Here is a 12,651-nt window from a genome sequence, read left to right on the forward strand (position 1 = left end):
CTGAACCCCGACCTGGAGCGTCATGCGTATCGCGTACATCGTCCACAACGACACCCATGGTGATTCGCGGGTCCTGAAGTATCTCGACTCCGCAGCAGGGCAGGGGTACGAGGCACGGTTGTTCGCGGTCGGCGGCGGCGAGTCACGGTTTCCTCCGGGCGAGGAGCACCGAGCCGGCGGCGGCGTGATCGTCCGGCTCGGTCCTCGCGCTCGGCGTGAGGGCAAGGCTCGACCGGCACGGAAGTCTCGGCTCCGCTGGTTGCAGCTGGGCGTGCGGCAGTGGACCTTCGGCTTTCGGGCCGCGGCGCGGATCCGGCGGTGGAAGCCCGACGTCGTGCACGCGCACGACGCCGACACGTTGTTCGCAGCGCTCCTCGTGCACATGGTCGGCAGGACTCCGTTCGTCTACGACGCGCACGAGCTGTGGGAGGGGCAGAAGCTCCCCTCGTGGATCGCGGCCTACTATCGGTGGATCCTGAACAGGTCTGCGAGGAGATGGGCGGGGACGATCACCGTGTCAGGCGGGATCCAGGAGTGGATGGTGCAGCGGTTCGCTCTCGCCTCGCCGCCCGTCCTGGTCCGGAACGTCCCTCTCGCGGCCTCGGTGCCGGCACCGGGGAGCACGGGGAGCCTGCGATCGCGTGGTGAGGTGCCCGCGGGGAGCCGCGTCGTCGTGCACGTCGGGCTCATGGGGCCCGCACGCGGCGTCGTCGAGACCGTGCAGGCGATGAAGCTCCTCCCCGCGGACGTCTATCTCGTGCTGATCGGCCCGGCGCCGCAGCGGTCTCGGGACTCGATCGCCGCCATCGCCGAGGAGCACGGTGTCGTCGACCGTGTGCGGTTCGTCGACCCGGTGCCTCCCGACGACGTGCCGACGGTCATCTCGGACGCGGACGTGTCCGTCGTGTACCCCCAGCCGGTGACGCTCAACGCCCTGTACAGCCTGCCCAACAAGCTGTTCCAGTCGATCCAGGCGGGACTGCCCGTCGTCGCGTCCGACACCCCGGACGTCGCCGACGTCGTGACGACGCTGGGCGTCGGACCTGTCGCCCCGGCGCGAGACGTCCCCGCGCTCGCCCACGCGATCGCGGACGTCCTCGACGGGGGCGACCAGTACCGCGAGGCGTCCCGCCGTGCCGCGCCGCTCACGACCTGGGAGCACGAGTTCGAGCGCGCGGACTCCCTCTACCGTTCGGTGGTCGGCGCGTGAAGCGGATCCTCGACCAGTACCGGTCGATCTCCCCGTACCTGCCGCGCAGCGCGCACCGCTTCCTGATCTTCTTCTCCATCGCCACGGCGTTCCTGTCGGTGCTCGACGTCGTCGCCCTCATGCTGCTGTCGAGCGTGCTCGCCGCCGCGGTGGGCGGTGACAGCATCACGATCCCGTTCGTGGGATCCCTGTCCACCGACTACATCCCGACGCTCATCCTCGTGCTGTCGGGAGTCGTGCTCCTCAAGTCCGCGCTCGGCGTCGCGCTCCAGTGGAAGGCGACCCGGCACTTCGCCAAGTTCGAGCTCTCGGTCGGCGACCACCTCTTCCGGTCCTACATCCACTCGCCGTGGACCGAGCGCATCAACATCAGCACGCCACGGGTCATCCAGCTCACCGACGGAGGAGTGGCGAGCGTGGTCGGCGGCCTGCTGCTGCCTCTGACGACCGTCCCCGGGCTCGTGGTCACGGCCGTCGGCGTCGTCGTGATCATCTTCCTCCAGCAGCCGATGACCGGTCTCATCACCCTGACCTACCTCGGGGCCATCGGCGTCCTCCAGTACTACGTGCTCGGGAAGCGGACGCGCGTGGCGGCGCGGGTCGCCCGTGACTCGTCCCTCAAGGTGGCGGGACTGCTGACCGGCATGATGGCCGCCCTCAAGGAGATCACGCTGCGTGAGAAGGAGGACGAGGTCGCGCAGGCGATCGCCGTCACGCGTACTCGGACCTCGACGGCTCGGTCGAACCTCTACTTCCTGAGGTCGGTCCCACGCTTCGTCCTCGACGCCGCCGTCATCGGCGGGTTCGTCCTCACGGGAGGCGTGGGCTATCTCTCGGGAGGGATGACCGAGGCGATCGCCGCGCTGGCGCTCTTCGGGATCGCCGGATTCCGTCTGGTCCCCTCGATCACGGCGTTCCAGTCGATCGCGACGAGCTCCGTGTCTGCGGACCCCTACATCAAGACCATCATCGGCGACATCAAGCGCTCCCAGGAGCGCGAGATGCCTGCACCGCCCCAGGCTGGGCACGTGGGGGAGAGCGCACCGGCGTCGACGGCCATCGAGATGAGAGACGTCTCGTACACCTATCCGACGGCGACGGAACCCGCGCTGCGCGACGTGGACCTCACGATCCCGTTCGGCTCGACGGTCGGGATCGTCGGAGCCTCCGGTGCGGGGAAGTCGACCCTCGTCGACATCCTTCTGGGCCTGCTCGTACCCAGCGACGGGACCGTGTCCTTCGGCGGGGGAGCGCACGCGCAGAGCGCGGAGTCGTGGCGTCGGCGGGTCGGCTACGTGCCTCAGGCGGTCGCGCTCTTCGACGGGTCGATCGCCCAGAACGTCGCCCTGACGTGGGGCGGGGACTTCGACCGGGACAAGGTCGAGCAGGCGCTCCGACGCGCCCAGCTCTGGGACACGGTCACGGCACGGCCGCGAGGCATGGACGAACGGATCGGTGAGGGAGGACTGGCGCTGTCAGGTGGGCAGCGGCAGCGGCTGGGCATCGCCCGCGCTCTGTACTCCGACCCGCTCGTCATCGTGCTCGACGAGGCGACCAGTGCGCTGGACACCAAGACCGAGGCCGACGTCACCTCCGCGATCAGAGAGCTCGCGGGAGACGTGACGGTGATCTCCGTGGCACACCGGCTCTCGACCATCCGCGACGCTGATCTCGTCCTGTACATGGAGACCGGGGAGATCATCGCGTCGGGATCGTTCGACGAGGTCGTCGCGGCGAACCCGGCGTTCCACGTGCAGGCCAGCCTGGCGGGTCTCGTGTAGTGAGGTTCCACATCGGCAGGACAGGGGTGAGCACGTGCGCGTGACCATGGTGACGGCGTGGTATCCGAGCCAGGCGTCTCCGGTGTCCGGTGTGTTCGTGCAGCGGGACGCCGAGCTCGTGGCGACGGCGCACGAGGTCGAGGTGGTTCACCTCGTCGATCCGGGCCTGCTGTCGCCCGCGGACCGGGAAGCGGACGCCGAGGCCGCCCGGAGCGGTGCGGTCCCCGTCACGCGGATCGAGATGTCGCGGACCAACCCGTTCGACGTCGGGCGCGCGGCGCGCGTCCTTCGCCCTGTGCTGGCCGGCGCGGACGTCATCCATACCCACGCGTTCCCCACGCTCTTCGCCTTCGCGGGACGGCGCCCCCCGCGGCCGTGGGTCCACACCGAGCACTGGTCCGGCATCGGGGACCCCGGCTCTCTCAGCCCCCGCGGACGCGCGGTCATGCGGCTGACCGCGCCGCTCCTGCGACGCCCGGACGTCGTCACCGCGGTGAGCAACCACCTGGCCGACCAGGTCCGGATCCACCGTGGCTCCCGCCCGGTGTCGGTCGTTCCGTCGGTCGTTCCCGGAGCGCCCGTGGTGCCACCGCCGCGTGACCCGGACCAGGTCCGGCTGGTGGGTGTCGGTGGGCTCCACGAGGGGAAGGACCCGCTCCTCGCTCTCCGGACGGCGCAAGAGCTCCGACGGCAGGGTCTTCCGGCGAGTCTCACCTGGGTGGGTGACGGGCCGCTCCGCTCCGTGCTCGAGAGCGCCGCCGGTCCGGACGACCGGCTGGTCCTGCTCGGCCACGCCGACGCAGCGGGGGTGGCCGCCGCGCTCGACGCCGCCGACATCTTCATCCTCCCCACGCGAGGAGAGACGCTCTGTCTCAGTGCGATCGAGGCCATCACGCACGGGCGTCCGGTGGTCCTCGGCGCCCGCGGCGGGCAGCGTGACTACGTCGTCGACGACAACGGCGTGCTGGTCGAGGAGCGTTCGGCGGCGGCGTACGCGGCCGCTGTCGTCGACCTCTGGAGCCGTCGCGAGGAGCTCACCCCCGAACGAGTCGTTGCGACCATCGGTGACAGGTTCCACGGCCCGCGAGTGCTCGACGGCTACGAGTCTGCGTACGAGCGCGCGATGTCCACCAGGAGACGACGATGACGGACGAGCTGCTCATCCTGTCCTTCTCCCGGCTCGAGCAGGACGCCCGGCTGCGCCGCCAGATCGCGCTGTTCGCCGAGAGGTACCACGTGGTCACGGCGGGGTGGGGGCCGCCGGTACCAGGCGCCGAGCGGCACATCGAGCTCCCGGTGCCGCCCTCGGCCGGCTGGCGCCGGCGGGCGCGGTTCTACGTCGAGGCACTGCTCCTGAGACTGCGGGCGTACCGCCTCCTCTACTGGAGCCAGCCTTCCGTGCGCTCGGCGCGCCGGGTGCTCCGCCGGGAGCGGCCGGGTCGCGTCCTCGCGAACGACATCGACAGCCTGCCCCTCGCGCTCTGGCTGGCCCCGGGGAGCAGCGTGCACGGGGACCTGCACGAGTTCTACCCGGGCCTGCACGACGACAATCCTCGCTGGGTGCGGGTGCGCAAGCCCTACCTGGAGTGGTTGATCCGGCGGTACGCACCCCGCGTCGGCAGTCTCACGACGGTCGGCGAGAGCGTCGCCGAGGCCTATCGGCCCTTCGGGCTCGAGCCGGGCGTCGTGACGAACTCACCCGCGTACGTGGCCATGGAGCCGACCCCGCTCGACGGCGCCGTCCGGATCGTCCACCCCGGCGCGTCGCTGCGGAGCCGGCGGCTCGAGAACATGGTGAGGGCGGTGGCGTCCTCGACCGCGGACGTCCGGCTCACGCTCTTCCTCACGGGGAACGACCCCGCCTACGTCGCGGAGCTCCGGACGCTGGCCGAGGGCCTCGGAGGACGGGTGCGTGTCGAGGACGCGGTCCCGCACGACGAGCTGCTCGCGGTCGTCAACTCGTACGACGTCGGCATCCACGTCCTGCCCCCCACCGTCACCAACAACGCGCTCGCGCTCCCGAACAAGTTCTTCGACTACGTCCAGGCGCGCGTCGGGGTCGTCGTCGGCCCGACGCCCGCGATGGCGGGCCTCGTGCGGGAGCACGGTCTCGGGGCGGTGACGGACGGCTTTGACGCGGACGCGATCCGCGCGGTCGTCGACGAGCTGACGCCCGAGCGTGTCGCCGGCTGGAAGCGTGCCGCGGCCGCGGCCGCGCGCGAGCTCTCCGCGGAGGCGCAGCTGCCGGTATGGCTGCGAGCCGTGGAGGGGCTCCCGTCGGCCCGAGCGTCGCACTGACCGCACCGCTCGCCGACGCTCGCTCTCAGTCGGGCCGGGCGGCGCTCTCGATGGCGGCGAGGAAGGCCTCACGCTCGACCTCGGCGTTGAGCAGGCCGGCGGCACGGTCCGACGCGGCCTTGGCGCGGGCGACGTCGTCGGGGGTGAGGTCCGCCAGCGCCGTCGCGAGGTCGGCGGCGTCGAAGCCGGGAACCACGATCCCGATCCCGTGCTCGCGGACGAGCTCGGCCATGGCCGGGCTCTCGCCCACGACGACCCCCAGCCGCCCCTGGACAGCTTCGAAGAACTTGTTCGGGAGGGCGAGCTCGAGGTTCCGTTCGAGCGGTCGGTAGAAGATGATCTCCAGGTCGTACTCGTTGATCCGCTGCGCCAGCTCGCGCATCGGTGCCGGAGGCACGATCCGGATGCGGTCGCGGGCCGGGTGCGCGTCGACCTGCTCCCGGAGCCGTGCGTGGACGGCGGGGTTCGGCATGAGCATGAACGTCATGGTGAAGTGCTCGGGGAGCACCCTCATGGCCTCGAGGATCGCGTCGAATCCCCGCTTCCAGGACGCGAGGCCGTGGAAGAGCAGCCGGATCTCGCCGGGGTCCACCGGGCTGGGCCCCTGCTCGACGAACGGCGGGATGTTGCGGACCGGGACCGGGGGCTCGATGCCGAACTCGTCGACGTAGAGCCGGCCGATCGGGTCGTTCACGACTGATCGAGAGGTGAAGGCGCGATGCCCGATGAAGCCGCGCACCCACCTGTAGTGCGAGCCGGTGATCCGTGCGCCGAGGGTCTGACGGCGCTGGACGGGGTTGTGGTACTCGTGCAGGTCCAGGTGCAGCCGTGCCTGCAGCGCCGCCGACGTGAAGACGGTCGGGTCGGCGAGGAGCGGACCGAACTCGGTCTCGTTGAACACGACGAGGTCGTACCGTCCGGAGCGCAGCCCCTCCCGTGCGGCGCGCGGGATCCGGTCGACGATCTGTCGCCGGAAACGCGCCCTGGCCGGGAGCAGGAGCTGCGACGCGAGCACGCCGGACCGCGTCGTCACCCAGCGGGACGGCTCCTCGAGCGCGAAGTGCTGCCTGACGGTCGTGGTCGGTCGGCCGCCGAGCCCGAGCGTGTCGACCTCCCATCCCGCACCGGTGAGCCAGTCCACCTGCCGTCGGACCCGCGGGTCCGACTCGATGACCGAGTACGAGAGCACGAGGGCTGATCGCGGTCCGTTCGGGCTGCTCACTCTTGCCTCATCTCTCGTCGACGGGCGCCCGACGACGCCGACCGCGATCCTATCGGAGCGCGTCAGGACCGGTCGGACACCGCCGGGGCACGCTCCACGAGCGTCGTCACGACCCGCCGGGCGGCGTCCCCGTCGCCGTAGGGAGCCTCCTCGGTCGCGGCGGGCACCGGCCGGGCGACGGCGTCGCGGATCGTCTCGACGTCGTTGGCGAGCACGTTCCAGCCGAGCTCGACCGTCTCGACCCACTCGGTCTCCGTCCGGATCGTGGTGCACGGGACCCGCAGCAGGAACGCCTCCTTCTGCAGGCCCCCCGAGTCGGTGACGACGCCGCGGCTGCGCAGGGACGCCGCGACCAGGTCGGGGTAGGCGAGGGGCGCGTGGGAGCGCAGCGCGCCCGTGTCGAGCGAGAGACCGTGCTCCGCCGCCTTCGCGACCACCCGGGGATGGGCGAGCAGCACGACCGGCCGGTCCAGCCCGGCGAGAGCCTCGACGATCATCGCCATCCGCGACCGGTCGTCGGTGTTCTCCGCGCGGTGGATCGTGGCGAGGTAGAACTCGCCCGCGACCAGGTCCAGCTCCTCGAGGATCGGGACGTCGCGGTCGGCGACGGCGTCCCGCACCTGGAAGAGCACGTCGGTCATCACGTCGCCGACGAGGACGGAGCGACCGGCGAGCCCCTCGGAGCCGAGGTGGTCCATCGCGACCTGGGTCGGTGCGAGGCAGAGGTCGGCGGCGTGGTCCGTGAGCACGCGGTTGTGCTCCTCCGGCATCCGCCGGTTGAACGACCGGAGCCCGGCCTCCAGGTGCGCGAGCGGGACGTGCAGCTTCACCGCCGAGACGGCGGCCGCGAGCGTGGAGTTCGTGTCGCCGTAGGCGAGCACCCAGTCGGGGCGGTGCTCGTCGAGCACCCCGTCGAGGGCGCCGAGGATGGCACCCGTCTGCACGCCGTGGCTGCCCGACCCGACCCCGAGGTGCACGTCCGGGGCAGGGATGCCGAGGTCTCGAAAGAACACGTCCGACAGCATCGGGTCGTAGTGCTGCCCGGTGTGGACGATGACGTGCTCGACGCCCGCGGCAGCCGCTGCGTGGGCGATCGGTGCGAGCTTGACGAACTGGGGGCGCGCGCCGACGACGCTGAGGATCTTCACGGTCGTCGATGTTATCGGGGGCCGCGAGGAGGAGCGCTGGAGGAGGCTCTGCCGGCACCCGGGGAGCCGGTGCCGACTGCGAACGGGCCGCACGCCGCGACTTACCTGAAACTGCCTTCTCTCGCAAGTGCGAAGACGCTACGATCACGGCGCTCGGGGGCCGTCGTCGACGGGATCACCCCGTCGGAGCGATTCGTCGAGGAAGTCGAGACACAGATGGCAACAGGAAGTTCGCGCACGGCCCGATCCCGGGTCGTCGCGCTGGCGTGCGCGGTGGCGACCGTCGCCGCGGGTGCGTTCGTGGCGGCACCCGCCCAGGCGGCGCTCAGCACCCCCGAGGGGGCCGAGGCGGCGGTCGTCGCGGCAGCCGAGGCCAGGGCGGAACGCCTGGGGACGGGCCGACCGGCACCCGTCGCCGAGGAGGCGATCGACGGCCTCGCCGCACAGGCGTTCGGGGCCGAGGCCGCAGCCGTCGCACCGGGCGAGAGCGTGCATCGCGTGTACGGGCAGAACCGCTGGCAGACCGCGGTGGCCGTCTCGTGGCTGTACGGGCTCGGCGACGGAGGCCTCACCGGAGTGGTCGACGGAGTCCTCGACGCCGACGAGCAGGCCGCCCCGGTCGTGTACGTCGCGAACGGCATGGGCTATGCCGACGCGCTGTCGGCAGCGCCCGCCGCGGCGTTCAACGGGGGCCCGCTGCTGCTGACGCCGGCCGGGGCGCTCCCGACCGTCGTGCGCGAGGAGATCGAGCGTCTTCACCCGGAGCGGATCGTCGTCGTGGGTGGCACCGCCTCGGTGTCCGACGCGGCGTACGCACAGCTCGCGGCGATCCAGCCGAACATCCGGCGCGACGCCGGCCGTGATCGTTACGAGACGTCGCGTGTCGTGGTCCAGCGTGGCTTCGACTACGCGGCGGACGGTGTCGCTCCGTCGGAGATCGCCTACCTCGCCAGCGGGACCGGGTACGCCGACGCCCTGGCGGCCAGCGCCGCCGCGGCGACCGTCAGCTCGCCGGTGGTGCTCGTGAACGGGAGGGCGTCCGCGGTCGACGCTGCGACCACGGCGCTCCTGCGGGACGAGCTGGGCGCTCGGTACCTCTACCTCGCCGGGGGCGACGCCTCGATCTCCCCGGCCTACGAGAGCACGCTCGCGTCGGCGCCCTGGGTCGCAGGCGGAGCCCGCTTCGCGGGCCAGGACCGGTACGGCACGGCGAACGCGATCAACGGCGACCTCTTCGGTCTGCTCTATGCGGAGGGAATCTGGGCGCCGGCGTCGGCCAACTACACGTCGGGGCTCGACTTCCCCGACGCGCTGTCGGCGGGTGCCATGGCGGGCTACTACGGCGAGCCGCTGTACCTCTCGCGTCCGTCGTGCATCCCGGCGCAGGCGGTGAACGACCCCCGCTCGTGGGGTGTCGGGGCCTTCTACCTCGTCGGCGGCCCGGGCGTGCTCGGTGCCGGCGTCGAGAGCCTGACCACCTGCTGAGGCACGTGCGGCCAGACGGTGGCCGGGGTCCCGGACGCGTGCTCCGGGACCCCGGTACTGTCCTGCCCATGTCTTCGTCCGCCGTGCCGACCCGCACCGCCCGGGTCGGTCCGTCGGGGCTCGAGTGGGTGTCCTGGCTGCGTGTGCTCGCGATCGTCGCGGTCGTGTGCATCCACGTGGTCGGTCACGACGCGATCGTCGCCGGTGCGCGCGAGACGTTCCACGGCAACCTGGCGATCTGGCTCGACTTCGGGTCCGACTTCGCCGTGCCCGTGTTCGTCATGGTCAGCGGCGCGCTGCTCCTCGACCCGGCGCGGTACGTCGGGACCACCGACTTCCTGCGCAAGCGCGCGCTGCGCCTCCTTCCCGCCGTCGTCGTGTGGCACCTGCTCTGGTGGGTCTTCCTCGTGACCGTTCTCGGGGAGGACGTCGGGGTGCGTGCGTTCGTCGCGCAGTCGGCGACGGGCCGCCTCTACACGGCCCTGTACTTCTTCTGGATCGTCCTCGGTCTCGCTCTCGTGACGCCGGTGCTGGTGCCCTGGGTGAGCTCGGCGGGTCGTCGAGCCGTCGGCGTCGCCGGCGCCGTCCTCGTCGGGATGACGGCGGCGTCCGCCGCAGGCGAGGGCCTCCTCGGTCTGCCGACCGCGTGGGTCCAGACCGCCTGGACCTGGTGGATCCCCTATCTCGGTCTCTATCTGCTGGGTTGGGCGCTGCGCGACGTCGTCCTGCGCGGCCGGTGGCTGGCCGCCGCCACCGTCGGAGCCGTCGGGATCGGTCTGCTCCAGTGGTGGCTCTGGGAGAACCCGGCGGCACCGGAGCTCGTGCGCCTGCTGTTGCCCACGACGTACTACGGCTTCCAGGTGCAGCTCTACGCCGTCCTCGTCTACCTCGTGGTCAAGAGCGTGGTGCGGCCCGGTGGTGCGCTCGGCACGCTCGCCCGACCCCGCGTCGCCGCCACGGGACGGGTCCTGGGAGACGCCACGCTCGGGGTGTTCGTGCTCCACCTGATGGTCTGGAACCTCATGCTGTCGCTCCCGGTCGTCGGGGGCGACGAGGCAGCGGGTTCGGTGCCGCAGATGCTCGGGCGCGTCGCGTTCGTGCTCGTGGTGACGTACGCGATCGTGCTCCTGCTCCGTCGGGTCCCGGTCGTCCGCCGGGTCGTGTAGCCCAGGCCGCGGCGAGCCGGTGCTTTGCGCGGGTGACGATCTGGGCTAGGTTCGGCGATCGTCCGCATTCTGTGTCGAGGCGGACATTCCACGCACCCTCCAGGAGGCGACCTCGTGGCGCGTCACGCTGCACCGACCATCCCCACGGCCACGGCGCGGGCGGTGACGTCCACGCGCTCCGTCGCGGCGAAGGCCCTCGCCTACGGCGTGGCGCCGCTGCTCGTGCTCTCCGTGACGCTCGCCCCGGCGGGTAGCGCGCTGCCGCGGACGTCGGCACCCGAGCCTCCCGCGGGCCAGGCCGACGTGCCGGCGATCGCCGCCGCACTGCCGCGCGTGGGCGAGCAGGCCGTCGTCGTCGAGACGCACGACGTCACCGAGAGGGATGCCGTCGCCGTCGCGGAGGGCTTCCAGACCGCCGCCGTGAGGTGGCCGTCGGAGCTCGACGCGGCGGTGCCGGAGCTCCGGTTGCGCGCGAGGTCGGTCGACGGATCCTGGGGGCCGTGGACCCACGTGGACCGGGCGACCGACGGTGCAGACTTCGGGGCGAGCGACGTCGTGTCGTCGAGAAGCGTGTACGTGGGCGAGTCGGACACGGTGGAGGTCGCCACCGTCGACCCGGCCCTCGAGCTGCCCGAGGGCGTCCAGGTCACGACGGTCTCGTCGGAGCTCACCGAGCTGCCGGCCGTGCAGAGGTCCGGGACGGTCACGGCCACGACGTCGGGCGCCGGCGGACCGACGATCATCTCGCGGGAGCAGTGGGGGGCCGCGCCCGCGACCTGTGCCTGGGGCTCGGCCCCCGCGCTCAAGGGCGGAGTCGTCCACCACACGGTGAACGCGAACGACTACGCCACGGTCGACGAGGCGATGCAGGCCATCCGCAACGACCAGGCGTACCACCAGCAGGGGAACGACTGGTGCGACATCGGCTACAACTTCCTCGTCGACAAGTGGGGCAACATCTACGAAGGCGCCGACGGCAGCCTCGAGTCGGCGCTGATCGGGGCGCACACGGGCGGCTTCAACACGGGAACCGTCGGGGTCGCCATGGTCGGGACGTACACGAGCCTCGCGGCCCCGGAGGACCAGCTCGACGCCGTCGCACGGATCATCGCCTACCGCCTGGCACGGTACGGCGTCGACCCGGCCGGGACGGCGACGTTCACGGCGGCGAGCAAGACCTCCGGCGGCCGGTTCGAGGCGGGCCAGTCGGTGGTCCTTCCCAGGGTCTTCGGCCACCGGGACACCCACCAGACCGAGTGCCCCGGAACGCTCGCCTACGGGCAGCTGGCACGCGTGCGGACGCTCGCCGCCCAGCACTTCCAGGAGTTCCGTGCGTCGGTCCAGCGGATCGCCGGAGCGAACCGGTACGCGACCTCCGCCGCGATCTCGGCAGCGACCTTCGAACCGGGCGTCGAGGTCGCCTACGTCGCGAACGGCCTGGCGTTCCCGGACGCCCTGTCCGGTGGGCCGGCTGCGGCCGCGTCCGGTGCGCCGGTCCTCCTCGTCGCCCCGACCGGCGTGCCGACGCCCGTCCTGACGGAGCTCCAGCGGCTCCGTCCGCAGAGGATCGTCGTCCTCGGCGGCGAGGGCGTCGTCTCCGAGCCGGTCGTCGCGAAGCTCCGGGGGTTGACGACGGGGACGGTGACGCGCGTCTACGGCGCCAACCGGTTCGCGACGTCGGCGGCGATCTCGGCCGCGACGTTCGATCCAGGCGTCGAGGTCGCGTACGTCGCGAACGGTCTCGCCTTCCCGGACGCCTTGTCCGGGGCCCCTGCCGCGGGCGCGGACGGCGCTCCGGTGCTGCTCGTCGCCCAGACCTCGGTCTCGTCGGCCGTCGTCGAGGAGCTCGAGCGGCTGCACCCGAAGCGGATCGTGGTGCTGGGCGGCGAGGGTTCGGTGTCCGAGGCCGTCGCCGGGCAGCTTGCGGGCCTCGCGTCGGAGGGGTTGTCCCGTGCGTCGGGGGAGGACCGTTACGGGACCTCGGCGGCCGTCTCGGCGGCGACGTTCGATCCGGGCGTCCCTGTCGTGTACGTGGCGAACGGTCTCAACTTCCCGGACGGGCTCTCGGGCGCACCCGCGGCCGGTGCCGGAGGTGGGCCGGTCCTGCTCACGGCGAGCAACCGCATCCCCGCATCGGTGGCGGCGGAGCTCGAGCGGCTCGACCCCGCACGCATCGTCGTGCTCGGAGGCTCGGGAGTGGTCTCCGACTCCGTCGCCACGTCGCTCGCAGGATTCCTGAGCCCGTCGGGCTCGTGAGCCGCGCCGGACGCTGTGCCGGCGCACCGACGCGGACCACCCGGGGGACCGGCGGCCTGCGGGATGAGCGAGAGTAGTCTTCTCG

General features: G+C 71.9%; 9 protein-coding genes. 7 read left to right on the forward strand and 2 right to left on the reverse strand.

Annotated elements, in window-relative coordinates:
* Nucleotides 1–22: 22 nt before the first annotated feature.
* The 4 genes from NHH00_RS14050 to NHH00_RS14065 all read left to right on the forward strand — a co-directional run bounded on the left by NHH00_RS14050 (nt 23) and on the right by NHH00_RS14065 (nt 5,289).
* Entirely contained in the window at nt 23–1,210 is a 1,188-nt protein-coding gene (locus NHH00_RS14050) for a glycosyltransferase (RefSeq protein ID WP_253053155.1), read from the forward strand.
* Nucleotides 1,207–2,991 carry an ABC transporter ATP-binding protein gene (locus tag NHH00_RS21125; protein WP_253053157.1) on the forward strand — a complete coding sequence of 595 codons (1,785 nt, stop codon included), beginning with the start codon at nt 1,207–1,209 and terminating at the stop codon, nt 2,989–2,991. Before NHH00_RS14050 ends, NHH00_RS21125 begins: the two co-directional genes overlap by 4 nt.
* An 82-nt stretch (nt 2,992–3,073) precedes the next feature.
* Nucleotides 3,074–4,138 (forward strand): glycosyltransferase family 4 protein, encoded by a 1,065-nt coding sequence (locus tag NHH00_RS14060; protein WP_253053159.1) that lies wholly within the window; start codon nt 3,074–3,076, stop codon nt 4,136–4,138.
* Nucleotides 4,135–5,289 (forward strand): glycosyltransferase family 1 protein, encoded by a 1,155-nt coding sequence (locus NHH00_RS14065; protein ID WP_253053161.1) that lies wholly within the window; start codon nt 4,135–4,137, stop codon nt 5,287–5,289. The genes NHH00_RS14060 and NHH00_RS14065 overlap by 4 nt, the downstream gene beginning before the upstream one ends.
* Nucleotides 5,290–5,314: 25 nt before the next feature.
* Here NHH00_RS14065 and NHH00_RS14070 read toward each other — a convergent pair whose 3' ends face one another.
* Both NHH00_RS14070 and wecB read right to left on the reverse strand, forming a co-directional pair.
* Nucleotides 5,315–6,511 carry a glycosyltransferase gene (locus NHH00_RS14070; protein ID WP_253053163.1) on the reverse strand — a complete coding sequence of 399 codons (1,197 nt, stop codon included), beginning with the start codon at nt 6,509–6,511 and terminating at the stop codon, nt 5,315–5,317.
* A gap of 62 nt (nt 6,512–6,573) precedes the next feature.
* Nucleotides 6,574–7,659, reverse strand: coding sequence for a non-hydrolyzing UDP-N-acetylglucosamine 2-epimerase (gene wecB / locus NHH00_RS14075; RefSeq protein ID WP_253053165.1), 1,086 nt, complete (start codon nt 7,657–7,659; stop codon nt 6,574–6,576).
* A 216-nt stretch (nt 7,660–7,875) separates the two neighbouring features.
* Between wecB and NHH00_RS14080 the strand changes: the two genes are divergently transcribed.
* The 3 genes from NHH00_RS14080 to NHH00_RS14090 all read left to right on the forward strand — a co-directional run bounded on the left by NHH00_RS14080 (nt 7,876) and on the right by NHH00_RS14090 (nt 12,566).
* On the forward strand, nt 7,876–9,144 hold the full coding sequence (locus tag NHH00_RS14080; RefSeq protein WP_253053167.1) for a cell wall-binding repeat-containing protein: 1,269 nt from the start codon (nt 7,876–7,878) through the stop codon (nt 9,142–9,144).
* Nucleotides 9,145–9,212: 68 nt separating this feature from the next.
* Nucleotides 9,213–10,310, forward strand: a complete 1,098-nt coding sequence (locus NHH00_RS14085) for an acyltransferase (protein WP_253053169.1) — start codon at nt 9,213–9,215, stop codon at nt 10,308–10,310.
* A 114-nt stretch (nt 10,311–10,424) separates the two neighbouring features.
* Nucleotides 10,425–12,566, forward strand: a complete 2,142-nt coding sequence (locus tag NHH00_RS14090; RefSeq protein ID WP_253053171.1) for a cell wall-binding repeat-containing protein — start codon at nt 10,425–10,427, stop codon at nt 12,564–12,566.
* Nucleotides 12,567–12,651: the final 85 nt, after the last annotated feature.

Origin of the sequence: Cellulosimicrobium cellulans (genome assembly GCF_024124905.1) — a bacterium.
Classification (GTDB): Bacteria; Actinomycetota; Actinomycetes; order Actinomycetales; family Cellulomonadaceae; genus Cellulosimicrobium; species Cellulosimicrobium cellulans_G.